This window comes from Sphingobacterium sp. NPDC055346, from assembly GCF_053645235.1.
In genome coordinates, this window is sequence record NZ_JBSHMI010000009.1 from 1 (window position 1) to 24,010 (window position 24,010).

At 39.0% G+C, this 24,010-nt stretch carries 19 protein-coding genes; 12 read left to right on the forward strand and 7 right to left on the reverse strand.

Features of this window, described 5'->3' with window-relative positions; genetic code table 11:
• Positions 1–986: 986 nt before the first annotated feature.
• The 5 genes from ACWICE_RS17010 (at position 987) to putP (ending at position 11,726) form a co-directional block, all read left to right on the forward strand.
• On the forward strand, positions 987–4,214 hold the full coding sequence (locus ACWICE_RS17010) for a SusC/RagA family TonB-linked outer membrane protein (RefSeq protein WP_454298849.1): 3,228 nt from the start codon (positions 987–989) through the stop codon (positions 4,212–4,214).
• 12 nt (positions 4,215–4,226) lie between these two features.
• Positions 4,227–5,750 (forward strand): SusD/RagB family nutrient-binding outer membrane lipoprotein, encoded by a 1,524-nt coding sequence (locus ACWICE_RS17015; RefSeq protein WP_254530229.1) that lies wholly within the window; start codon positions 4,227–4,229, stop codon positions 5,748–5,750.
• Positions 5,751–5,794: 44 nt separating this feature from the next.
• Complete coding sequence (locus tag ACWICE_RS17020; protein ID WP_313261109.1) at positions 5,795–7,267, forward strand: S10 family peptidase; 1,473 nt, start codon at positions 5,795–5,797, stop codon at positions 7,265–7,267.
• A 63-nt stretch (positions 7,268–7,330) separates the two neighbouring features.
• Complete coding sequence (locus ACWICE_RS17025) at positions 7,331–10,204, forward strand: tetratricopeptide repeat protein (RefSeq protein WP_454298850.1); 2,874 nt, start codon at positions 7,331–7,333, stop codon at positions 10,202–10,204.
• Between the two features lie 25 nt (positions 10,205–10,229).
• Positions 10,230–11,726: a sodium/proline symporter PutP gene (gene putP, locus ACWICE_RS17030; protein ID WP_313261111.1), complete on the forward strand. Its 1,497-nt coding sequence runs from the start codon at positions 10,230–10,232 to the stop codon at positions 11,724–11,726.
• Positions 11,727–11,801: 75 nt separating this feature from the next.
• On the opposite strand, the gene ACWICE_RS17035 is transcribed toward putP, so the two are convergent.
• Both ACWICE_RS17035 and ACWICE_RS17040 read right to left on the reverse strand, forming a co-directional pair.
• Positions 11,802–12,650 carry a TraB/GumN family protein gene (locus tag ACWICE_RS17035; RefSeq protein ID WP_185218517.1) on the reverse strand — a complete coding sequence of 283 codons (849 nt, stop codon included), beginning with the start codon at positions 12,648–12,650 and terminating at the stop codon, positions 11,802–11,804.
• Positions 12,651–12,790: 140 nt separating this feature from the next.
• On the reverse strand, positions 12,791–14,668 hold the full coding sequence (locus tag ACWICE_RS17040; protein ID WP_454298851.1) for a CocE/NonD family hydrolase: 1,878 nt from the start codon (positions 14,666–14,668) through the stop codon (positions 12,791–12,793).
• 84 nt (positions 14,669–14,752) lie between these two features.
• Between ACWICE_RS17040 and ACWICE_RS17045 the strand changes: the two genes are divergently transcribed.
• The 5 genes from ACWICE_RS17045 to ACWICE_RS17065 all read left to right on the forward strand — a co-directional run bounded on the left by ACWICE_RS17045 (position 14,753) and on the right by ACWICE_RS17065 (position 17,604).
• Complete coding sequence (locus tag ACWICE_RS17045; protein ID WP_254530219.1) at positions 14,753–15,247, forward strand: DinB family protein; 495 nt, start codon at positions 14,753–14,755, stop codon at positions 15,245–15,247.
• Positions 15,248–15,399: 152 nt separating this feature from the next.
• A complete protein-coding gene (locus tag ACWICE_RS17050; RefSeq protein ID WP_454298852.1) occupies positions 15,400–15,906 on the forward strand; it encodes an RNA polymerase sigma factor in 507 nt (168 codons plus the stop codon).
• The gene (locus ACWICE_RS17055) at positions 15,884–16,543 is read left to right on the forward strand and encodes a hypothetical protein (protein WP_454298853.1); all 660 of its coding nucleotides are present in this window, start codon (positions 15,884–15,886) and stop codon (positions 16,541–16,543) included. The genes ACWICE_RS17050 and ACWICE_RS17055 overlap by 23 nt, the downstream gene beginning before the upstream one ends.
• Before the next feature lie 13 nt (positions 16,544–16,556).
• Complete coding sequence (locus ACWICE_RS17060) at positions 16,557–17,033, forward strand: DUF4252 domain-containing protein (RefSeq protein WP_185214289.1); 477 nt, start codon at positions 16,557–16,559, stop codon at positions 17,031–17,033.
• Positions 17,034–17,052: 19 nt separating this feature from the next.
• On the forward strand, positions 17,053–17,604 hold the full coding sequence (locus tag ACWICE_RS17065; protein WP_185214290.1) for a DUF4252 domain-containing protein: 552 nt from the start codon (positions 17,053–17,055) through the stop codon (positions 17,602–17,604).
• A gap of 73 nt (positions 17,605–17,677) precedes the next feature.
• On the opposite strand, the gene sucD is transcribed toward ACWICE_RS17065, so the two are convergent.
• Together sucD and ACWICE_RS17075 are read right to left on the reverse strand one after the other, a co-directional pair.
• Positions 17,678–18,550 (reverse strand): succinate--CoA ligase subunit alpha, encoded by an 873-nt coding sequence (gene sucD / locus ACWICE_RS17070; protein WP_093098465.1) that lies wholly within the window; start codon positions 18,548–18,550, stop codon positions 17,678–17,680.
• Between the two features lie 73 nt (positions 18,551–18,623).
• Complete coding sequence (locus ACWICE_RS17075) at positions 18,624–19,163, reverse strand: RNA methyltransferase (RefSeq protein WP_185214291.1); 540 nt, start codon at positions 19,161–19,163, stop codon at positions 18,624–18,626.
• Between the two features lie 118 nt (positions 19,164–19,281).
• Here ACWICE_RS17075 and rpsT point away from each other — a divergent pair, with 118 nt between their 5' ends.
• On the forward strand, positions 19,282–19,536 hold the full coding sequence (rpsT, locus tag ACWICE_RS17080) for a 30S ribosomal protein S20 (protein WP_093098462.1): 255 nt from the start codon (positions 19,282–19,284) through the stop codon (positions 19,534–19,536).
• A gap of 169 nt (positions 19,537–19,705) precedes the next feature.
• Here rpsT and ACWICE_RS17085 read toward each other — a convergent pair whose 3' ends face one another.
• Together ACWICE_RS17085 and ACWICE_RS17090 are read right to left on the reverse strand one after the other, a co-directional pair.
• On the reverse strand, positions 19,706–20,563 hold the full coding sequence (locus tag ACWICE_RS17085; RefSeq protein ID WP_454298854.1) for a 3-keto-disaccharide hydrolase: 858 nt from the start codon (positions 20,561–20,563) through the stop codon (positions 19,706–19,708).
• Between the two features lie 10 nt (positions 20,564–20,573).
• Positions 20,574–21,353: an AraC family transcriptional regulator gene (locus ACWICE_RS17090; RefSeq protein WP_237219568.1), complete on the reverse strand. Its 780-nt coding sequence runs from the start codon at positions 21,351–21,353 to the stop codon at positions 20,574–20,576.
• 386 nt (positions 21,354–21,739) lie between these two features.
• On the opposite strand from ACWICE_RS17090, the gene ACWICE_RS17095 reads away from it, so the two are divergent.
• Positions 21,740–23,227 (forward strand): succinate CoA transferase, encoded by a 1,488-nt coding sequence (locus ACWICE_RS17095; protein WP_185214293.1) that lies wholly within the window; start codon positions 21,740–21,742, stop codon positions 23,225–23,227.
• A 121-nt stretch (positions 23,228–23,348) separates the two neighbouring features.
• Here ACWICE_RS17095 and ACWICE_RS17100 read toward each other — a convergent pair whose 3' ends face one another.
• Entirely contained in the window at positions 23,349–23,936 is a 588-nt protein-coding gene (locus tag ACWICE_RS17100) for a porin family protein (protein ID WP_093098522.1), read from the reverse strand.
• Between the last annotated feature and the right edge of the window lie 74 nt (positions 23,937–24,010).

The window sequence follows — 24,010 nt, forward strand, 5'->3', positions numbered from 1 at the left end:
GATGGTATTGCCGTAACAGGTGGGAGAGTAGGTCGGTGCCTAATTTTATACGGGAGCCCGCTGTCAACAGACAGCGGGCTTTCTGTTTTTAGGGGGTATTCTATATGTATATATCCGTGCAGCAGGGAAGGGCATGCCGGTGGGTATGCCCATACGCCAATAAGGTACCGGAGCCGTTCAGGGCGGGATATTGTCCATCACGGTCAAGGTCAGCTTAGGGCGCATTGTGTTGCGAAAATACGGTATTAGGGCCTTCCACGTGGGATATTGTAATCATGATCCTGGAATATCCTCTAATCCCATAAATCCTGGTCCGTTTCCAGTTCTTGGTCCATCCTCTCATCCTTTGCATCCTGGTTCAAAACCATCCCTTCCATCCTGATGCAAACCTATCCTTCCTTCCAAATACCTTCTATCTTTCCGCTACTTTTATATTATTCTATTAGGAAAATGAATCACAGGAACTTTTACTGAATGCTTTTTAGAATTTAATAAATCCTAAGGTTAATATTAGTTATATAATTTTAATTTTCAAGGGTTGTCCAATATTTAACATTTTTCAATAAATGTATGGTTTTGGCCATATACCTCCTTGCTTTTACTGGATATGGATAATAAATCTACGTTTTTGATAGATTATAGCAAGTTTGTGACGTAATTTAATTTTGGATATAAACCTATTTTGTCCATTCGTTTACTTATCTATTCAACTTCCAAAATATCTTTATCTCGACTATTTTATGGATTATTTTTTTTTATATCTTGGATTCAATAATTAGCCGATAAGCCAAAATTTCACTTTGCCGACATTTCAATTTAATTAATCAGATAGGTGTGGAGACCTATTATATAATATTAAGCTTTTTTTGAATTAACCTATTTTATGATGTTTATGGAAAACAAATCATTGCCACCTTAGCTGCTTTTAGTTGCATAATAATTAAAACAATAATTTACTAATAACAATTTATATAAAAACTTAAATTATGAGATGGAATAAACCTAATGACGTTCCAAACATAAATTACCTAAAGCCTATGAAATTCTTAAAACTTGTACTTTGTTCGAGTTCAATATTGTTCATGGCGCAAGCTGAGGCCACGCCTCACTATCTTTGGAAAACAGATAAAATAGAATCGAATCTGGATTATTCTTTTGAATTGGCGCAACAGGTTACCGTTAGGGGACAGTTAGTGGATGAGCAAGGTGCTCCAGTTTCAAATGCTTCTATTTTGGTTAAAGGCACCAATGAAGGTGCAAAGTCTGATGAGGAAGGTAAATTCTCTTTTCAAACGGGGAAAGCAAAAGGGATCTTGGTCATCAGTCATATGAGTTATGAAACGAAGGAAGTGCCAATCAACACAGCTTCACAGATGAAGATTGTATTGATAGAAAATTCATCCACCAATATTGAAGAGGTTGTGGTTACCTCATTTGGTATTAAACGTGATCGTAAGACATTGGGATATGGGGTAGCAGAAGTTAAAGCTGATGAGCTTTCCAAAGCTCCTACTCCAGATGTGACCAATGCACTTGCTGGTAGATTATCAGGTGTACAAGTTAGCGGTGCAGGTGGTGGATTTGGAGGTTCTAATATTACGATTAGAGGTTTCTCTACTTTCACAGGAAGTAACCAACCCTTATATGTGGTAGATGGTATTCCTTTGGATAATTCTGGTGGTGGTAACTCAGGTAACTCCGGTGTTATCAATTCTAGTCGTATTTCGGATATCAACCCTCAGGATATCGAATCCATGAGTGTTCTGAAGGGTGCTGCCGCTACCGTTCTTTATGGTTCGAGAGCTGCTTCCGGAGTAATCTTGATTACTACCAAGAAGGCTAAGAAAGGAGTTAAGAATCAAATTTCTGTTGGTACCAACACAGGTGTTGGGATTGTTTCCAGAATGCCAGCCTTTCAAAATGAATATGCGCAAGGTAGTAACGGAATTTATAATAACTCTGTAACGGGTTCTTGGGGACCAAAAATAGCTGGACAAGAGGTAACCAACTGGTTTGGTGAGAAAGAAAATCTACAGGCCTATCCTGATAATATCAGTGATATCTTACAAAATTCTGTAAGTTCTGTAAACGATTTAAGCTTTACGGGTTCTGGAGAAAAATATGATTATCGCGTATCCTACGGTTATACTGTTGAAACTGGTCTAATACCTAGTAATAAGCTAACCAGAAATAACATTTCTGTCAATGCTTCAACGGATCTTACCGAGAAATTTAAAGTAGGTACTTCATTTTCTTATGTAAATAACGTATCCGATCGAACTCAGGCTGGTAACCAAGGTGCCAATCCGCTTTGGAGAGGTATCTATACACCAAGAAGTTATGATTTGACCAATTTACCATTTAAAAATGCGGAAGGAAACCAATTATGGTTTGCGCCAGAGGATCATCCATACTGGTCGATCGAAAATGTTAGAAATAACAATGAGGTTAATCGTTTCTATGGTAACATCAACCTGAAATATGATTTTCTTGAATGGTTAACAGCCGATTTAAAAGTGGGTGCCGATGTTTTCAGTATGGTATCCAAAGGCTTTGATAATAAAGGTATCCGCAGTAATGGTAATACGAGCTCAGCTGGAGCCGGTGGTGTTCAAGACCGTAATGTGTCAATGAAAAATATCAACTCCTATTTTACCTTAACGGCAAATAAGAAGGTTTTTGATAACTGGAATTTGATCGCTACGGTGGGTAATGAAATGATTGCAAACAATAGAAATACTTTACAGTCTACGGGTTTAGGTATTGTATTGCCAGATTTTGATAACCAAAGTAACTTCTTGACCTATAATACTTCAGGAAACATCAATCAGAACAGACAAGTAGGGGTATTTGCGGATGTGGTGATGGATTATAAATCCTATTTATCCTTGAACGTGAAGGCTAGGAATGACTTTTCATCTACCCTATCAAAAGGAAATCGTTCCATCTTTTATCCAGCAGCAGCAGTGAGTTTAGTGTTGACAGAGGCATTCCCAAGTTTGAAATCGAATGTTCTGACCATGGCTAAAGTACGTGCAAACGTAGGTGAAGTGGGTAAAGGAACAGAACCGTATGCTACCAATACCTATTTTGGTAGAGCAAGTGCTTCTGATGGTTTCGTTTCAACCTTGGTAAGCTTTCCATTTAATGGCTTAGCTGGTTATACCTTGAATAATAGTGCTGGGAATAAAGAATTAAGACCAGAATTTACGAGAGAGTATGAATTGGGATTAGATTTATCATTTTACAACGGTAGGGTTAGTTTTGAGGGGTCAGTATACGAAAGAGATACCCGTAACTTAATCTTTGCCGTACCTGCTCCGTCTTCATCGGGTTATACCTCGATGGTAACCAATGCTGGTAGTTTATCGACCAAAGGTGTAGAATTGATGTTGAACTTAGTGCCTGTGCAAAAGGAGAACTTCACTTGGAGATCAGGTCTAAACTTTACAAAATTCAAATCCATTGTTGAGGAATTGGCACCGGGAGTAAGCAATATCTCCATTGGTGGATTTACCTCTCCAAATATTAGATTGGTAGCAGGACAGGAATATGGACAGATCTGGTCAAATGGCTATCAAAGGGATGACCAAGGTAGAATGATCATCAATGCCAATGGATTGCCTAAGCCAACAACCAATGTTCAAAAAGTAGGAAATCCTAACCCTAAATTCAATTTGGGATGGACCAATGACTTTAATTATAAAGACTTGACCTTATCCTTCTTGGTTGATTTCAAATATAAAGGCGATGTGATGTCAAGAACCATTGGAGATTTAAGAATCCAAGGTGTGGCAGAAGAAACAGCGGAATTTGAACGTATTGATGCTTCCGGTAATGTGAATAAGCCATATCTATTCGAAGGTGTTTATGAAGATGGTTCAGCAAATACCACTCACGTTTCGGCTCAACAATACTATAGCTTACAAGGTAAATATGTAGCCTGGGAAGGGTATGTATTGGATGCAACCTTTGTAAAATTAAGAGAGGCTAATCTTTCCTATAAGTTGCCAACAAAATGGTTGGAAGGACAGAACTTTATTAAAGGAGTAAATATTTCGGTTTATGGTCGGAACTTGTTTACCTATGCTCCAAATTTCCCACACCTAGATCCAGAACAAAACTTGTTAGGTATCAGTAATGCGAGGGGATTGGAGTTTGGATTCAGTCCTACACCTAGAACGATTGGTGGAAGTGTAAGGTTTAGCTTGTAAAATTGAAACAACATGAAAAAGATATTTAGTTTATTAACAGTCGCAACATTATTAGGAGTAAGCTCATGTAGTTCATTTTTAGATGTAAATGACGATCCTAATAACGTAACAAAAGTTGGGATTAATCAACTACTGCCTTCAGTTACCGTAAATGTCGGTTTCTTTGGAGCTAGTGATGTAATGCGCGTTGGAAATTTATTTGTTCAACAGTTTAGTGGTCAAGGACCAGTTCAAGGCCACGTGGCCTTTAAGGAGTCAGAAAGATATAATATTAACGATTCAGATATGAATGGAGAATGGGTAACCATTTTCGGAACGACATTAAGTGATATATCTGTTTTGATCAAACAGGCTACCGAAGAGGGAAGTCCACATTATGCGGGCGTAGCCAAACTTTTGAAAGCTTATGTATATCAAGTAACAGTAGATGCCTGGGGAGATGTTCCTTATTTTAATGCTTCAATGTTTGAAGAGAACTTAAAACCAGAGGTAGACGATGATGAATTGATCTATAAAGATTTGATCCGTTTAATCGACGAAGGAATTGCAGATATCAATGCCGGGACATCTGTTCTTTCTCCAAATTCGTTTACTTCCATTTATGCTTCAAACAGCTGGGCAGCATCCAAGGAAAAATGGGAGAAATTTGGAAACACCTTAAAATTGAGAATTTACCTGCATTATTCAGCAAAAGATCCTAACTTCTCCAAAACCAAGATGAATGAGCTGATCAATTCAGGCGCAAAATTCTTTGCTAGCAATGAGGATGGTTTCATTATGAACTTCTTAAATTCTCCCCAACGTCAGAATCCGATTTACAGTATCGAATCGGGTCAGTTCCGGAATCAGTTCTTGCCTAATCGCTATATCGTCGATCTGATGAACAGCAATCAAGATCCGCGTCGCGAGAAGTATTTTACGCCGTTCCCTTATTTTTCGAATCCAAAAACCTATAAAGGTTCCAGTGTAATGGATGCGAATATTTCCAGTGAGTATTCCAGATTACATGAGTATTTATATGGAAATGTAACCTCCTTCAATTCTAGCATGGTAGATTCCAAAGGTGCATTGCAAACAGGAGCTATTGCATATGGTGGTGAAGCCCCAGCTCGATTGTTGACCTTTGCGGAGTATAATTTTATCCGTGCTGAGGCAGCATTGATGAACGGAGCAGCAGCACAGGCGCAAACCTTTTATGCCGCAGGGATCAAAGCTTCATTTGACGACAGTAAATTACCAGCGGCAAGTTTGGCTACCTATATGGCTAGCAAGGGAACTTTGGCAGGAACCAATCAGCAAAAACTGGAGCAGATCATTACCGAAAAGTACATTGCCAATTTTGGAGTAGTAGGTGAGCCATGGGCAGATTATAGAAGAACTGGATACCCTGCATTGACACCTTTGAAAAAACCAACTGCAATTTATGATGAAGTTCCGAGGTCATTATTGTACGCGCAATCTGAAGCAAACAATAACCCAAATATCAAGCAGAAAGCAAGTATGCTGGAAAGAGTATTTTGGGATACAAGACAATAATTTATAAATTTCGATTGTAATCAATTATCAACAATATAAACACAATGAAAAGATACATTTTAATTTTATCAGCACTAATTATGGCGATTGCTGTGCAGGCTCAACGAATGCCATTAGCAGATAGCACAATTGTTACAAAACACAGTGTTACTGCAAATGGACAGAAATTTGGCTATACAGCAAAGACCGGAACACAACCCGTTTGGGATCAAAAAGGCAATGTTTTAGCGACTGTACACTTCACCTATTACACCCGTGATGATATCAGTAACCGCGCAAAGAGACCTTTGGTAATTTCCTTCAACGGTGGTCCTGGTTCTGGTTCAGTTTGGATGCATTTGGCATACACAGGTCCAAGAATTTTAAACATAGATGATGAAGGTTATCCATTACAGCCATATGGTGTTAAGGAAAACCCATATTCAATCTTGGATGTGGCTGACATCGTGTACATTGATCCAATCAATACCGGTTATTCCCGTATTTTAGATGAAAAAGCTGATCGTTCTCTTTTCTTTGGAGTGAATGCTGATATCAAATATCTAGCGGAATGGATCAATACCTTTGTGACTAGAAACAACCGTTGGGCATCCCCTAAATATTTAATTGGTGAAAGTTATGGTACTACCCGTGTTTCTGGATTAGCCCTAGAATTACAAAATGCACAATGGATGTACTTGAATGGAGTAATCTTGGTTTCTCCTACTGAATTAGGTATTAAGAGAGAAGGTGCTGTTGAAAAAGCTAACTTTTTACCTTATTACTCTGCTACAGCTTGGTATCATAAAAAACTAGGTCCGGAATTGCAAAACAGAGATTTAGAAGAGTTTCTTCCAGAGGTAGAGAAGTTCACTATTGAAAAGCTTTTACCAGCGATAGCGAAAGGATCTAGCATTAGTGCAGCAGAAAAATCCGAAATTATCAAGCAGTATTCCAAATATTCTGGATTGTCTGAAACTGTAATTACACAGAATAATTTGGATATCCCAACTGCATTATACTGGAAAGAGTTATTACGTGATCAAGGTAAAACTGTAGGTCGCTTGGATTCCAGATATATTGGAATTGACTTCCGTGACGGTGGGGAACGCCCAGATTATAACTCGGAAATTACATCATGGTTACATTCATTTACTCCGGCCATTAATTATTATTATACTAATGAGCTGAACTATAAAGCAGATGTTAAATATAATATGTTTGGTCCTGTTCATCCTTGGGATAGTAGCAATGACAAAACAGGTTATAACTTAAGACAAGCGATGGCAGCTAACCCTTACTTGCATTTAATGGTGCAGTCAGGTTACTATGATGCTGCATGTGATTATTTCAATGCTAAATATAATATGTGGCAAATGGATCCTTCCGGTAAATTAAAATCAAGAATGAGTTGGATTGGATACAGAAGCGGTCACATGATGTACTTACGTAAAGAAGATCTAATCAAAGCGAACGAAGATATTCGTCAATTCATTAAAAAATCTTTACCAGCAGCTGATCAACCAGCTAAATACTAGTGTTTTTTTTAAACGGAGCCAGCCTTTCCCTTCGGGCTGGCTTCTATTTATTTCACTCATACTATGCTATTAAAACGGTTAATTCTTATTCTATTTGTCAGTGTAAATTCTGTACATGCCCAAGACTACATCAATGACACGAAAGCGGTCAGGACCTTCCTTGACCAAGAGAAAGCAAGGTACATTAAGGAACTCCATTCAAGTTCTAAAACTAAATATGCTACCTTAAATCAGCTCTTGGATCTCGGAGAATGGAACTTGGTGAATCAAGAATTAATAGTTGGAAAAAATATCAATGCGCAAGAAGCAGCTGTTTTAAAATTTAAATACCATTGGCTTAACAATGATTTCAAGTCTGCAGAAAAGGATCTTTTAAAATTAAGTAAAAAGGATCAGGCGGACCTGAAAGTACAACGTGCCTTTGCCATTCTAAAAATTGAAGCTTGGGAACTGGAAACTGCTGAGCATATGAGTAAAGCGCTATTGCAAAAGCATCCTAATGACATCGAAACAAACCTGGTTTTGGGTAGAGCTTTGATGCTGCAGAAAAAGTACCCTGAAGCTTTAGCGTTAGCCAATAGCCTTATTGAAAAAATGCCTAACCTTGCGGCTGGGTATTTTTTGAAAGCTGATGTTTTCTTCTGGGATCAAAAACCAAAGGATGCGGAAGAGGTTTTGGTAAAAGGCCTCAAGTTAAACCCGCTGAACGCTGATGCCAGATTTTATTATGGATATGCTATTTGGAGGAGAATTGATGCCACTCAATTAGGAGATATGGTTGCCCAATGGGAAATTGCATTAGCGCTCAATCCATTGCATTTTCAGTCGCATTGGCATCTGGGAAATGGTCATACCAATTTGACCTATGCCGATTATGTAGATGAAAATGAAAAAACAATCAGACAAGAGCTGGAAACTGCTGATGAATTGTTTACTGCTAATAAAATTGAGGCGGCACTTGAAAAGGTGGATCAAATAGTAAAAGCGCATCCAAATTCTGTATTACCGGAGATGCATAAAGCATCCCTGCTGTATGGTGATTTTGATGCTACTGATCGAGAACAGAGGTTAGATAAAGCGGAGCAGATTTTCTTAAATATCTTAAAAGAAAAGCATCATTATGGACCGGCGCACAATGGTTTGGCAGCAGTAATCAAATCAAAGAGAATTCCTTACCTAAATACTTATCCAAGTATAAGTGCGGCAATAAAGAATCCTAAGATTAGCAACATGGACGATTTCCTGGAAGTATTTCCTGATCTCGCCTATTACCCTGGTCATGTTGCGAAAGGTATGGCTTGGAATCAATTATATACCTCTACGGTATATTTTCCTTTTCTGGTAAAACAGCATCGTGTATTTGTTGTACCGCCCTTGCACATCGACTTGGCCTTAGCTATGAAAGCCCCTTATTTCAGGTTTAATTCAACCTTTGACAACCGTCAGTGGATGGATATCCGTGGGGTAGGTTCTGGAGCAGCAGCCATTGAATACGTGGAACGTGGTGCCTTTCAGGAAAGAAACGTAATCCTACATGAATATGTACATCTTTTCCATGGACAGGTATTGACGGATAAACAGAACAGAAAGATCCGTGAGCTTTATTATAATGCCATGGAAAATGGCCTTACCCTTGATTATTATTCGCAGAACAATGAATCTGAATATTTAGCTCAGACCTATCCAGCCTATTTTGAAAAGGTTAAAGTTCATCCCTTGGATTTTAAATCGATGAATACCTTGAACGACCTGAAAACCAAGGATCCCAAGATGTATGCTTTTTTGGATGATATGATCAGCAAGGAAAAAGCATATTTGGCAGGTGATAAACAGGCCATGGCATCAAATTGGTCAGAAGTTTATGTGAATCTGGCAAGAAATTCTGCGAAGAATGACTTGAAGGAGGCTTATGCTTACTTGGATACGGCTCTACAATATGATCAGCAATATTTACCCGCTTTTGTTGATTATGCAGATTATTTGTTGTCGGAAGGTAAATATGATGAAGCTTCAAATCGATTGAAAGCGGCAAAGGCGATCGATGCCAATTATGCTCCTATTTATTCGGTAGAGGGAAATATCCTTATGGCCACTCAACCTAATAACTTAGCTGCCCAAGCAGCCTTGCTCAAAAAGGCCTATGATATCGAGGTTGATTATATGGAGAAAGCTAAAAACTCCGGAATCTTGAGGAATTTCTATTTCCAACGCGGAATGTTGAAGCAAGCCATGGATGTAGCGGATGAATATGTGAAAAATGGTTCGGAAATATCCACCTATTTAAGAGATAGAAAAGATGATTCCAAGACTTTCAAAGCCTGGCAGAAATCATTGCTGGGATATGAGGAGGAGATTGCTGTCCTATCACATTTGGCGGCCCAGAAACCACAGAATTATTTGATCCGTACGCAACATATTGAGGCTTTGACTGCGAATGGAAAATATGATGAAGCCTTGAAAAACCTACAACAGATCTATCGTACCTTGCAAGCTTCTCAAGTAAACAGACCAGAGTTTGAATTGCTTTTTGCTGAGGTTTATGCCAAACAGGGAAAAACTAAGGAATTGAATGAGTTCTTGGACAAATTGATGGTCAGAGGTGGTGACCCGATCAGATTGGAGCCTCTATATAACCAAAGGTTAGTCAGGTTATTGGCTGATAACAATAGATTGGAGGACGCTAAGGTATTTCATCAGAAATTAAAAGCGAATACCACTTTGTTTTATAAATCATCCGATTTAGTTAGCCGGGCCTTGATCAATTTAAAAGAAAACAAATCGGACGAAGCATTAAGTCTTCTGGACGAAGCACTTGGAATATATCCTTACGAGGTTGACGGCATCAAATTGTTGAAGGAGTTAGGGAAATCTAATGCTAAAGCGGATAATATTTTAACTAATCGTTTAAAAGGAATGGAAATTCCAGCAATTTTATAGCATCTTTACAAATTAAAATTATTACATGAATACATACGAATTAATTTCCATTGGCCTTTATATGCTATTAATGGTTCTGATAGGGCTTTATTCCTGGAAGAAATCAACGAGTAACTCAGAAGAGTTTTTAATTGGAGGTCGTAAAATGGGCGCTGCAGTAACAGCATTGTCAGCTGGTGCTGCGGATATGAGTGGTTGGTTATTGATGGGATTGCCCGGCGCCATGTATGCCGCTGGATTATCCAGTTCTTGGATAGCCATTGGATTGACAACGGGAGCATTTCTAAATTATGTTTTAGTAGCGCCAAGGTTGAGGGTTTACACGGAGGTTGCCAAGAATTCCATTACCATCCCTGTCTTCTTTGAAAACAGGTTTCATGATAAGACCCAATTGCTAAAAATCGCATCTTCTGTATTTATTCTAGTGTTCTTTACACTTTATACCTCTGCAGGTATGGTTTCAGGAGGACGTTTATTTGAATCGGCCTTTAATATGGATTATTATACTGGTTTGTATGTAACGACCTTTGTCGTGGTTCTATATACCTTCTTGGGCGGTTTCTTAGCTGTGAGCTTAACAGACTTCGTGCAAGGTACCATTATGGTTACGGCTCTTGTGATATTGCCTATCGTGATGGTTACCCAGATCGGTGGATTGGGTGAAACCTTTAATATTATCGATACTAAAAATTCAGATTACCTTGATTTGTTTAAAGGGACAACCACAATTTCCATAGTTTCCTTACTTGCTTGGGGCTTAGGCTATTTTGGTCAACCGCATATCTTGGTTCGTTTTATGGCTATTGATAACGTTAAGGACATTCCAAAAGCAAGAAATATCGGGATTACCTGGATGATCTTTACCGTGGGAGGAGCTATGTTGGTAGGTCTATTTGGTATTGCCTATTTAGCCAAATTTGATACGGCTACCATGACTAAATTTGATGGTTCAAAAGAGATGGCTGAAACCATCTTTATCTATACCTCCAGAGTGTTGTTCCATCCATTGATCGGTGGATTCTTGCTGTCTGCTATCTTGGCTGCAGTTATGAGTACCATTTCTTCTCAATTATTGGTGACTTCAAGTTCCATGACGGAAGATATCTATAGGACCTTTTTCAATAAGCAAGCATCCGCAAAGACCATGTTGCAAGTCAGCAGGCTGTCTGTTTTGATCGTTGCAGTAATTGCTCTTTTATTATCCCTAAATCCGAAAGATAGTATTTTGAATTTGGTTGGAAATGCATGGGCAGGATTCGGAGCAGCTTTTGGACCGATAGTATTATTATCCCTGTTGTGGAAAAGGACCACAGCTATGGCAGGATTGCTTGGAATGTTAGTTGGAGGTGCCGTAGTTTTATTGTGGGTATATGTTCCGCACAACTATAAGGAGGTTTATGAAATGATCCCTGGCTTTATTTTGAGCTTTTTGACCATTGTCATTGTTTCCTTATTATCAAAACCTGTGAGTCAGGAAATTCAGGATGAGTTCGATGAAGTAAAACGCATCGTCAAATCATAGATAAACAACAGATTGATTATTAAGCGCTGATCGAATTCGATCAGCGCTTTGCTTTTTTAGGGTTATTTCGTTGGATTAAAGAACAGGGGTCACTTTATATCCTTTGTCCTTCAATAATTGAATGACACCATTTTTGCCTAATAAATGACCTGCACCAACTGCAAAGAAAGTTGAGTTGTTGTTCATCATTTCAGGCATTTTGTTTATCCATTCTTGGTTTCTTTTGGTCAACATCATTTCCTCTTTTTCAGGGCTCATTGAAGATGTCTTAAATAACAACTCTTCCACTTGCCCAACTTCATTATTGAAGTATTTTGAAACCAATTGTTTAGTTTGTTCCTTCATTTTATCTAAATCCCTCAAATAGGTATAAAGGTCTTCCGCCTTGAAGAATTCGTTCATGAGATTGATCTGAAATTCTGCTGTTTCCAATTCGTCAACTGGTTTGCCAGCAGCTCCATCCAATTTCAACAATTCCAATTCCATGGATTTTATATCCCTAGGATCTTGACAATCGAATGCCTGCATGGATAAAAGTGAAATAAGGACCGCTGGGCCTACCTGATCCAACATCGCTGGAGATAGGTTCTTGGCGGTTAGTACGCTATCGATCAGTTGTTTCTTTTCTGGAGCCAAGCCGTCAAAGAAACCTGGTACTGGTCCGATATGGGCCTGTAATGATTTTACAGTTTCTGGATTGCTAGCATTTAGTTCTAGGGCAATACGGTCAGTTGTTTTTACGGCTTCTTTTATTTTGTCTTCCATTTTGAAATCAGGACCACATGCCATGTGAATGGTTCCAAGGACATACGAATCCTTTTTTAACCCGTTTCCGGAAATTTTCCAAAGGAATGTCTCTTTGTTCTGGGCAAATAAGGCAATAGTCATCATAAATGCCATTGCAGTAAGAATGAGTTTTTTCATATTGTTTTAGTGTAAATTCAAATAGTAAGTATATGACCAAGATTAATCGTTACAATAAATGTGCAAATAATTGTGAATGGTATTTCAAAGACATAAAAAAAAGGACGAAATTAAATCGTCCCTTTCTATTGTTTTCCAGTTTACAACTTGAAATCTCCAAGAGTTTCAAATTTGATTTTACTTGGATGGTTTTTGTCAAAGTATAACTTATGGGTGTTCTTGATATAATCTTCAGCCTTAGCCTTGTAGATATCCATAAATTGGTTGGGATTTCTGTCCGCTAATGGGAACCAGGTATGTTGGATCTGCACCATGATTTTGTGGCCTGGTTTGAAAGTGTGGGCTACATCTGGAAGCACAACACGCACAGGCGTGATTTCATTAGGTTTGAATGCCTCTGGATTACTGAAGCTATTACGGAACTTGCCGCGTAAGATTTCTCCTCTTACCAACATTTGGTAATTAGGCATTACGACCTTTTCGTTCACTGCAGATGTTGCAGAAGTAGTGTCTGGATATACATCGATGATCTTAACGATAAAGTCTGCATCGGTACCCGTCATGGATACATTGAGGTCTGCAACAACCGGACCTGCCATGGTGATAGCTGATGTTAATGTTTCAGTCTCAAATACAATTACATCTGGGCGATTTGCCACGAAACGTTGATCTGCGATCATATATTCCCTGGTTCTGTTTTCAATCAGTCCTTCTTGAAATGGAACAGGTTTTTTTGGATCACTCACATATTCCACGAAGGATTCAGCTTGATCGTCTGCTGCCTTTGAAATCTTTCCGTTTGCATTCAGGAAAAGTTCACTTGTATGAGCATCCTTTGGTGGCCATTGGTCAAAATTCTTCCATTCATTGGCTCCTGTGAAAAAGATATTGGCTTCCGCAGGATTGAAGGAACCTTCACCTTTTAGATAGTATTCGAAGAAAGGTGCTTCAAATTTCTTTTGGTAGTCCAAGCTTGTTTTTTGTCCAAAGCGGATGTCACCAAAATGATCACCTTCTCCACGAACCCATCCGCCATGGAACCAAGGTCCCATGACCAAAATGGAATTGTTCTTTTTGTTGCGTTTTTCGATTTGCTTATAGGTTTCAAAGGCGCCATAGGTATCCTCTGCATCATAAAGCCCGCCAACCACCATTACAGCAGGTTTAACGTCGTTTAGGTGATTGGTGATAGTTCTTGCTACCCAGAATGTGTCTAGGGTGCTGTGCTTAGCCAAATTGTCCCAGAACTTAACGGTATGGCTTAAATATTCATTCTTTAATCCAGATAGGGTTGGGTTGTCCAAGAAGAATTTGTAAAGGTCTTTTGATGGTAATTGGAATCCTTTTGGTCCATTTTCATTGGTAATAGGTTTTGGTCTTGGGGCATCAAAGGAATACATGAATCGGAATGCATCAGCCAAGAACAGGGCTCCTCCATGATGAAAATCGTCGCCTATGAACCAGTCTGTAACTGGAGCTTGTGGAGAAACCGCCTTTAAGGCAGGGTGACTGCCGACCAAACTAACCGTAGAATAAAAGCCAGGGTAGGAGATACCATATATCCCAACTTTACCATTGTTGCCTTTTAAATTCTTGACCAACCAATCTATGGTGTCATAAGTATCCGTACTTTCATCAATTGTATGTTTGTTTTCTTTGGTTTTAGTTGGGCGAATGTCTTCAAAAGTACCTTCACTCATCCATTTACCACGTACATCTTGATAGACGAAGATATAGCCATTCTTCATCATCTCTGGAAAATTCCCTAAACTGGCCTTGAATTTCCCTTCGCCATAGGGGGCAACGGTATAAGGAGTTCGGTTCAGCATGATAGGATATTTCTTCGACTTGTCTTTAGGGCTGTAGATTGAGGTGAACAGCCGTGTACCATCTCTCATGGTGATGTACTGTTCGGTTTTGTCATAATGCGTTTTTACATAATCGGCATTGGCATCCTGACCTTTGCTTTGTATACCCAATAGGAGGAAAAGGATACAAAGAATTAATAATTTCTTCATTTGGATAGGTTTTTTAATTTAGTTTAATAAGGTTAAAGTTATACTTTTTTTGATAACTTAGGTTAACATTAATACATTATTTATATGAGCATTAAAGAAGGATTTTTGGTAGAATTGGAGCGCGAAACCAATAACACAAGAAGGATCTTAGATCGATTGAAAGATGAGGACTTGTCTTTTAAACCTCATGAAAAATCCATGTCATTAGGCAATTTAGCAGGGCATATTGTTGAGCTCCATAACTGGGTTTCTGATGCTTTGACGAAGAACGATTTTAACCTAGCAACAGACTATAAACCATTTCACCCGAGCAGTGTGGAGGAACTTAAGAAATCATTGGATGAAGGCTATAAAAGGAATGAAAAAACTTTAGATGAATTTCCTGAGGAGGATTGGTTCAGCAAATGGACGATGAGGGTGGATACCTATGTGGTAGGCGAAATGCCAAAACTAGGCGCTCTTCGCTTTGTCATCAATAATCATTTGATCCATCATAGAGGTCAGTTAAGTGTTTACCTAAGGTTGTTAGATATTCCTGTACCAGGTTTGTATGGACCTTCGGCAGATGAAAAGAAATAGGTAGATTTCAAAAGAATTAAATGCCAGGAGAATTTCTTCTGGCATTTTTTGTTGCTGAAAATAAGTGATTTATGGTTATTTTTCAGTTTTTTTATTTTTTGATGTAATAGAAGGGCAGCGTAGTCTGTCTTGTTAATAAATAAGCAATAATAATGATGAACCAAGAGACCTTTAAAAATACGGTATTTGTCCTGAAGGATAAGCTTTACCGGTTTGCAAATAGGTTTCTGGAACATCAGGAAGACGCTTATGATCTGGTACAAGAGGTGATGCTGAAACTGTGGGAGCAGAGGGGTCAATTGACACAGTTGAAAAGTATTGAAGCTTTTGCCATGCAAATGGTCAGGAATATGGCTTACAACAAAATTGATAAACTGGGAAGGCATGCGAAATATCTAAATCAATTGTCCGCAGATGTTCAAAAAGAAAAGTATCCAGCGATGACCAAAGAGCTAATCTTGAAAATGATCGATGAATTGCCGGAAAAGCAAAGGTTGGTGATGTACTTAAGGGATATTGAAGAGTATGAAATCGTAGACATCGCCGAGATGGCAGGACTTGAAGAAAATGCAGTCAGGGTGAATTTATCAAGAGCTAGAAACAGCATAAGAATAAACTTAACTAAGGTTTTTGAATATGAAAAGAGAAGAATTGGATAAGCTGAGAGCTAAATACTGGGAAGGAAAATCTTCCCTGGAGGAAGAACGTAGGCTGAAAGAGTTGGAAGATGAAGAATTCTTTTCCATGCTCAGAAAACCCGAGGAAAAGATGGACTGGGATTTTGAGAGCTTTATGGATCTGGCCGAAAAAGAAATGCCAGCTGAGAAGAAAATTATTCCATTGTCTCGAAGGATCATCATGCTGACTAGCATCGCGGCTTCATTGCTGTTGGGTTTTTTCTTGATCCGTCAATTCAATGATCAAAAGGATAATCAGGCAATCAATAAAGTTGCTGTATCACATGAAAGTCCTAAGGCTCTGGACGTGGAGTCGCCAAAGAGCACTCCTGCAGAGCTAGTTGAGTTGAAGGGGCCGAGTGTCCAGGTTGAAAGCAAGGAGCCTGTAAAAAGCGTGCAATTGGCCTCTACACGGAAGTCAAAAGAGCAGGTTCCAGAAACTATGCAAACAAACCCCGGTCCGGATGAGGATTTGTATGTGGAGGTCAATGGTGTCAGGATCTATGACGAAGAGAAAGCCCTTGAAGTAACTGAGACAGCTCTACATTTCGCGGCATCGAATCTGAAAAAAGGGATGGAGGGTGTTGAAAACATTAAGTATCTAAAAATTGAAATCTAAAAAAATGAAAACTATGAAAACGTTCATGTTAATAATCAGCCTATTTGTGGCAAGCATGGCACAGGCTCAGATCTCTAAGCTAGATCAAATCTTTGAGCAATATAAGGAACAAAAAGGGGTTACTTCGATCAAGATTGGAAAACCTATGTTCAAGATGTTGAACAAAATGAAAATCAATGATGCCGATGTGGAAACCATCAAACCCTTATTGAGCAAGATCAATTCCATCAAGATGTTGGTTTTTGAAAACGCAGGTTCTGCCATCCAAAAGGAAGTTAGTTCTGCCATTGGAAACCTTAAATATGAAGAATTATTGGTGATCAATTCTGATGGAGACAAAATCCGGTTCTTGGCTGAAAATGTTGAAGGTGATTTCCTGAACAACCTTTTGCTAAGTATCAACTCCGACGAAGAAACAGTCTTTATGATCCTTGACGGTTCCTTAAAATACGATGATATCAATGCCCTTGTAAACAATAACGATAACTAACCTTAATAACACTAACATTATGAAACGCTACATTGGAATTATTTGTGCCGCTATTATTTTCTTCAGCATGCAGAGCTGCATGATCAAAAGGGGTGCTAACATGGATTTCGCAAAAGGTACTAAACTCTCAGCTGATGCTGAAATTGTATCAATCAATGTTCCAGGTATCCTGATGAAAACATTTATCCGTGGAAAGATCAGGGAATTGCGTGAAGATGATCCTGCACTAGCCCTGGCATTGAAAAAGATCAAGAAAATTAAATTGATGGCAGTTTCAGGCGGTGGAAGGAATTCCAACCTTTACGATAAATTCAACAGTTATCTGGTGAAAAATGATTTCGAGGAGCTGATGAGTATCTATAGTGACGGCTCAAAAATCTCCATCAACACAAAAACAAAAGGGGATAGGATAAAAAGTGTAATGCTTGGCATCACTGACGATGAGGATCAAGTGTTTGTTGATCTGAAATCGGATATCAATCTCAATGAACTCAATCAATTGATTGAGCATTATGAAAGTACACAGCAAGATAAAAAGGAAAAGGAAGAAGATCCTTCAGAACAATCTTAAGTTTCGTTGTTTAGTTAATAAAAAAGCCTGGCTCATTTGAGTCAGGCTTTCTTTATGATTTTCGCTGTTAGAATTATTTAGCTAATTCTTCAGCAATTGCTTTTCCAATTTCAGCAGGTGATTCAACCACACGGATACCGCACTCTTCCATGATTTTCATCTTAGCAGCAGCAGTATCATCTGCACCACCAACGATAGCACCAGCGTGACCCATACGGCGTCCTGGAGGCGCTGTTTGTCCAGCGATGAAACCAACAACAGGTTTAGTTCCGTTTTCCTTGATCCAACGAGCAGCTTCAGCTTCCATACCACCACCGATCTCACCGATCATGATGATACCTTTAGTTTCAGGGTCGTTCATCAACAATTCAACAGCTTCTTTCGTAGTAGTTCCAATGATAGGGTCACCACCGATACCGATTGCTGTAGTGATACCTAATCCTGCTTTCACAGTTTGGTCTACTGCTTCGTAAGTTAAAGTACCTGATTTAGATACAACACCTACAGAACCTTTTTTGAAGATGAAACCTGGCATGATACCGATCTTAGCTTCTTCAGCAGTGATGATACCAGGACAGTTAGGACCGATTAAACGTGAGTTTTTGTCGCTCAAGTAAGATTTTACTTGAATCATGTCTTTTGTTGGAATACCTTCGGTAATACAAACAATTAAAGCAATACCAGCAGCAGCAGCTTCCATGATAGCGTCAGCAGCAAATGCAGGTGGAACAAAAATAATAGAAACATTTGCACCTGTAGCATCAACAGCATCTTGAACTGTGTTGAATACTGGGCGGTCTAAGTGTGTTTGGCCACCTTTACCAGGAGTAACACCACCTACTACGTTTGTACCGTACTCAATCATTTGAGACGCATGATAAGTACCTTCGTTTCCGGTAAAACCTTGAACGATTACTTTGGAATCTTTATTTACTAATACACTCATTTTGTCTTATTTTTTGCAACGCAAATCTACTATTTTGATATGACTTCTAAAAATCAGATAGGTAGGTATTTTGTTATTTTTTAATAAACTTGGTTTTATTGATTAAATCCCACAGTACTATACCTATGGTAACAGAAACATTGAAGGAATGTTTTGTTCCGAATTGAGGAATTTCTAAGGTGCCATTGGCTAATGAAATGATATCCTCTTCCACGCCATGCACCTCATTGCCAAATACTACCGCATACTTCTTGCTTGTTACAGGCTCAAAGGTCTCTAAAGAGACACTATTGTTGGTTTGTTCGATCGCATAAACTTCAAAACCTTCTGCTTTTAGTTTTTTGATGGCTTCGACACTATCCTTTTCGTACTCCCAAGTAACGGACTGGGTTGCTCCCAAGGCTGTTTTCTCAATTTCACGATGCGGTGGAGTAGCAGTAATACCACATAAAACGATCTTATCGATAGCAAAGGCATCTGCAGTACGAAAGGCCGAGCCAACATTGTGCATGCTCCTCACATTGTCCAAAACAATGACCAAGGGAGTTTTCTCTTGAGATTTAAAGGTTTCAACATCAACTCGATTGAGCTGATCCATGGATAATTTTTGCATCTTGCAAAGATAATGATTTCGAAAAATTAAAAATGATTTTGAATATTAGATTTTCTGTGCTATTTTTGCAGTCCGAAATAAAGTATAAAAGATTTAAAATATTATATAGCTAAGAGAAATGGCAAATCATAAATCGTCAATCAAAAGAATTAGAGCTAACGCTGCGAAGCGTTTAAGAAACCGTTACCAAGCGAAAACTACTCGTAACGCAATCAAGAAATTACGTAACACTACTTCAGCAGAAGAAGCTAAAGAATTATTGCCACGCGTGGTATCTATGCTTGATCGTCTTGCAAAGAAGAATGTTATCCACAAGAAAAAAGCTTCTAACAACAAGTCTAAGTTGACTAAATTCGTTAACAAATTAGCGTAATCTAAGCTTTTTTTATAAAATATTTTAGGGGTGTTTTAAAACATCCCTTTTCTTGTTTGTATACTTTTCTGATTCTGTGTTCCGTATTCCTAGGTGGAATATCATGAGCACCATAAAAAAAGCTGCGCTGACCTTTTGGTCAGCGCAGCTTTTTTTATGGGCATATTTCTTATTTGCTCAGGATCGATTTTACAACCTGATCTAATTTCTGTTTGTCACCCTTGTAGGATTCTAGGTCATAAAGTTCAACTTTACGGAAATCAATGGGATGGCTTTCACTTTGTAAATAGATATAGCCTTTGTCCAATAATTTACCATCTTGTTTCACCTTAGGATCCACTGGTGATGCACTTCCACCTCCAATTTGCGGTTTGTTGTATTCCAAAACTACCTGTCCATCCAGAACGTGCTGGATCAATGAATCTCCAAGTACGACAAACTCAGCGGTTACCCATTGGTCACCATGGTAAGTTTTCGATTTGGAGCTCAAACAATGTGGGGTGAATAAATTATCGTCAATTACGACATTGGTTCCGGGGGTACATAGGTTGGAAGTCGTGCGTTCGTCCTTACCGTTTCCGCCCAAGAGCTGTCCTTCGATAGAGATCGGGAAGTCTTGGTCTTTCAACATGGTTTTAGGATCTTGTCCATGCAACATGGCGCCGCTATTGGCCCATGCCCAGCCTTCGCCACCTTTGGTCTGTTCGCCTACAAACCTGTATTCTAGCCTTAGCACATAATAACCATATGGTTTATTGAAGGCTAAGTGTCCATACTGTTGGTTAAAATCATCATATCCATCATAACGGACTTTCAAAAGCCCATCTTCAACTCGGAAGGTATTCGCATAGTTGTCGCCTACTTCATGCAATCTAATCTTAGGAGTCCAATCTTTGATATCCTTGCCATTAAATAACTGAATAGGTTTAGGGGTTTTTACGGTTGTTTTTTGGTTGACTTGTGAGGTTGCTGAGCAAGAAAACATAGTTCCCAGCAGCAAACCGGCGATAATGGTCTTGAAATTCATTTATTAAGGATTATAAAAGTAAATTACGGTTTTTTACATATTCACTAGGACGCACGCCAATAACCTTGTTAAAGGTATTGCTAAAGGTAGGCAGGCTATTGTATCCTACTCGCAATGCCACTTCATTCACGCTAAGTTTGTCGTCCAGTAGGAGCTTCAAGGAGGTCAGCATCCTTAAGATCGTGAAGTATTGAATATACGACATGGCCAGTTCTTTCTGGAACAATCTTGCCAATGTCCTCTCGGAGATATCAAAATGCTCTGCCAGGCTCTTAAAACTGATGTTCTCGGCAATATTCTGTTCCAGATAATTAATGATCTGCTTTAGCTTGTCATTTTTAGGATAGGGAAGGGCCAAAGGCAACTCCGTTTGGGAAAGCTCAGGCAGGATAAGCTTGAAGGCTTTCGCAATAGAATAGCGAGGTTCTTCCTCAGGAAAGATGTTTCCGTTCCAGCGGTTTGTAAACATGATCAATTCGATCAATAGATCGTTGACCGGATAGATATTGACCTTATCAAAAAATTCTGTGTCGGTCTCGTACTTAGGAAAGTACAGGTTTCTCATCACCACCTCGGAGCTACTCGGGTGAATGCTATGTTTTACATGTGGGGGAATCCAGATATAGTGGCGCGCAGGGAGAAAGTAAGATTTCTCTGCTGTCTTCAAAAAGACAACCCCACCTTCCGTATAAAGGAATTGACCTTTTTTGTGTGAGTGCTCAGTAACCGAGTCACCCATTACTGCATGATGACAATAGATACTGTTGTCATAAGTATCTACTTCTGTCATATAATATTTATCAATATATTCCTTTTGCATCCAGATGAGGCGTTAATGTGGCATAAATTTCCTGTTTTTATTTGAGAAAAGCAAAACAAGGGCGTTTTGAGGACCACATGCCACAAGTGTTTGCCTTACATTTTTGAAATATTTTAAAAAAAAGATATCCACATCTTTTGAATATTATCGCATTTGCTCTAAATTAACAGCATCTAACATCAATCTATGGCGATTTCTTATCCTATCCACAAGGAATCTATAGTAAATGTGTCTAGTAAGTAATCAGTTACTTTTTATTTGTACAAAAAAAGTAACTGGCTATTATGAATAATTTAATAAATAAAATATTGACTAATATTGCCTCACTCTTTTAGAGGGAACACAAATGTATTGATATGTTGGACAGAATACGTCTTGAAAGACTTAAAGAAAAAGTTACTACTGCCGAAGAAGCTGTCAAATTAATCGAAGACGGTATGGTTGTAGGCTCCAGTGGATTCACCAAGGCTGGAGACAGTAAGGTCATCTTACCCGCATTAGCAGAACGCGCCAAAAAAGAAAATATTAAGATCACTTTAATGACAGGAGCATCCCTAGGTCATGGTACCGACGGGAAACTTGCTGAAGCTGGTGCCTTGAAAAAGCGTATGCCCTTTCAGGTAGACCCTGTCCTGAGAAGCAAAATCAATAATGGTGAAGTGCTTTTCATCGATCAGCACTTGAGCGAAAGCGCCGAACTCTTACATAATAAAAACCTTCCAGATGTAGATATCGCCGTTTTGGAAGTAGCCTATATTGACAGAGATGGAAGCGTAGTACCAACGACTTCCGTAGGAAATTCAGTTACATTCGCTGCCTTGGCCAAGAAAGTAATCCTGGAAATCAATACCTCGGTCCATGAGAATGTTTATGGAATCCACGATATCTACCAAGCGGAAGATTACCCACATAGAAATGTAATCCCGATTGTCGCACCATGGAATAAGATCGGAAGGAAAACCATTCCCTTAAATCCGGATAAAGTAGCGGCCATTGTCTTTACCAGTCAACATGATAGCCCTGCGGACATCGCTCCACCTGATGAGAAAACCACCAAGATCGCTGAGCATATCCTGGAGTTTTTCGAAGAGGAGGTAAACCTAGGACACTTATCAGATCGTTTGCTTCCAATCCAGGCTGGAATCGGAAAAGTAGCCAATGCCGTTTTGACCGGTTTCTTACATAGTAATTTCTATGATCTGACCATGTTCTCTGAAGTATTGCAGGATTCCGCATTTGACTTAATGGATGCTGGAAAATTGAGCTTTGCTTCGGCATCATCGGTTACCGTTTCCAAAGAATGCTATGACAGGGTATTTGATAACCTTCAGAAATACCGCGACAAGTTTGTGCTTCGTCCACAGAACATTTCCAATACGCCAGGTTTGATCCGTCGTTTGGGAATCATAGCCATCAATACCGCTATTGAATTTGATATTTATGGAAATGTGAACTCTACCCATATCGGTGGGACCAAGATCATGAATGGAATCGGAGGTTCGGGAGATTTCGCGAGAAATGCCTATCTAAGTATTTTCGTGACCCAAGCCGCTTCCAAGGACAACAAGATTTCGCATATCTTGCCTATGGTGTCCCATACGGACCATACAGAGCACGATGTTGACATCTTGGTAACAGATATCGGTTTGGCAGATTTACGCGGTCTCGCACCAAGGGAGAGGGCGCAGAAGATCATTGACAACTGTGTACATCCAGACTATAGAGAAGAATTACAATCTTACTTCGACCGTGCTTGTCAGCGCGGTGGACATACTCCACATCTATTGGAAGAAGCCTTCAGTTGGCACATTCGCTTCAACGAAACAGGAAGTATGAAAAAATAATAATAGACTATTGTTTTATTTATTGCAAAAAAAGCTTAGCGAAATTTCGCTAAGCTTTTTTTTGGAATTTAATTTTTGATTGAAATCTTATCTGGTCAAACCAGAAAAGGTATTAATTCTACTATCTGTTTCTTCCTGGCAAATAAATCTGGAAACCAACTGATAATCCAAGGCCATTCTGAGTTCCAGAAGCATTAATATTGGCTTTTGAATAATTGTAACCAGCCATAACTTCCAATGCCACAGTTTGTGTTATGAAATGGGCATAACCTACATTTGCTCCCAGGTTAAGCGATACATCATCACCTGCAGAGCTTCCGCCGATTCCGACATCACCCTGTCCAAAGAAACGACCTGTTGCGCTAGCGCCTCCAGGGAAGTAATAACGGACAAATGGTGAAATACCATATCCCCAATTATTAGGGTTGTCATCTTTTCCCGAAGTAAAACCCAGATTTGCCTGTGCACCTATTGCAATACCATCTGAAATAAAGTATCCAGCACGTGGATTCAACTGGATATTGAAGGATTCTCCTTCAAAGCTATATCCTAAACTTCCTACAGATCCACCAATCATCCAATTTCCTTGTCTGATCGGAGCCATACCAACATCCGCTGAAGATTGAGGTACGGTTTTTACTTCTACCTGTGCTGTGCTATAGGATAAGCAGCCTACTGATAAGGCTAATGTTAGTAGTAAATTTTTCATAATAATCTTGTTTTCTTTTAACTAATCAACAAGATGCAATTAATAATGTTTTCGTATTGATAAAATTTTATCTT

What these genes read in the sequence shown, in the direction of transcription:
- ACWICE_RS17075 (WP_185214291.1), bottom strand. Translation starts at nt 19,163, where the DNA reads ATGCAAAAATTATCCATGGATCAGCTCAATCGAGTTGATGTTGAAACC.
- ACWICE_RS17015 (WP_254530229.1), top strand. Translation starts at nt 4,227, where the DNA reads ATGAAAAAGATATTTAGTTTATTAACAGTCGCAACATTATTAGGAGTA.
- ACWICE_RS17085 (WP_454298854.1), bottom strand. Translation starts at nt 20,563, where the DNA reads ATGAATTTCAAGACCATTATCGCCGGTTTGCTGCTGGGAACTATGTTT.
- ACWICE_RS17065 (WP_185214290.1), top strand. Translation starts at nt 17,053, where the DNA reads ATGAAACGCTACATTGGAATTATTTGTGCCGCTATTATTTTCTTCAGC.
- ACWICE_RS17010 (WP_454298849.1), top strand. Translation starts at nt 987, where the DNA reads ATGAGATGGAATAAACCTAATGACGTTCCAAACATAAATTACCTAAAG.
- ACWICE_RS17095 (WP_185214293.1), top strand. Translation starts at nt 21,740, where the DNA reads ATGTTGGACAGAATACGTCTTGAAAGACTTAAAGAAAAAGTTACTACT.
- ACWICE_RS17050 (WP_454298852.1), top strand. Translation starts at nt 15,400, where the DNA reads ATGATGAACCAAGAGACCTTTAAAAATACGGTATTTGTCCTGAAGGAT.
- sucD (WP_093098465.1), bottom strand. Translation starts at nt 18,550, where the DNA reads ATGAGTGTATTAGTAAATAAAGATTCCAAAGTAATCGTTCAAGGTTTT.
- ACWICE_RS17020 (WP_313261109.1), top strand. Translation starts at nt 5,795, where the DNA reads ATGAAAAGATACATTTTAATTTTATCAGCACTAATTATGGCGATTGCT.
- ACWICE_RS17045 (WP_254530219.1), top strand. Translation starts at nt 14,753, where the DNA reads ATGAGCATTAAAGAAGGATTTTTGGTAGAATTGGAGCGCGAAACCAAT.
- ACWICE_RS17025 (WP_454298850.1), top strand. Translation starts at nt 7,331, where the DNA reads ATGCTATTAAAACGGTTAATTCTTATTCTATTTGTCAGTGTAAATTCT.
- ACWICE_RS17060 (WP_185214289.1), top strand. Translation starts at nt 16,557, where the DNA reads ATGAAAACGTTCATGTTAATAATCAGCCTATTTGTGGCAAGCATGGCA.
- ACWICE_RS17040 (WP_454298851.1), bottom strand. Translation starts at nt 14,668, where the DNA reads ATGAAGAAATTATTAATTCTTTGTATCCTTTTCCTCCTATTGGGTATA.
- putP (WP_313261111.1), top strand. Translation starts at nt 10,230, where the DNA reads ATGAATACATACGAATTAATTTCCATTGGCCTTTATATGCTATTAATG.
- ACWICE_RS17090 (WP_237219568.1), bottom strand. Translation starts at nt 21,353, where the DNA reads ATGACAGAAGTAGATACTTATGACAACAGTATCTATTGTCATCATGCA.
- rpsT (WP_093098462.1), top strand. Translation starts at nt 19,282, where the DNA reads ATGGCAAATCATAAATCGTCAATCAAAAGAATTAGAGCTAACGCTGCG.
- ACWICE_RS17100 (WP_093098522.1), bottom strand. Translation starts at nt 23,936, where the DNA reads ATGAAAAATTTACTACTAACATTAGCCTTATCAGTAGGCTGCTTATCC.
- ACWICE_RS17055 (WP_454298853.1), top strand. Translation starts at nt 15,884, where the DNA reads ATGAAAAGAGAAGAATTGGATAAGCTGAGAGCTAAATACTGGGAAGGA.
- ACWICE_RS17035 (WP_185218517.1), bottom strand. Translation starts at nt 12,650, where the DNA reads ATGAAAAAACTCATTCTTACTGCAATGGCATTTATGATGACTATTGCC.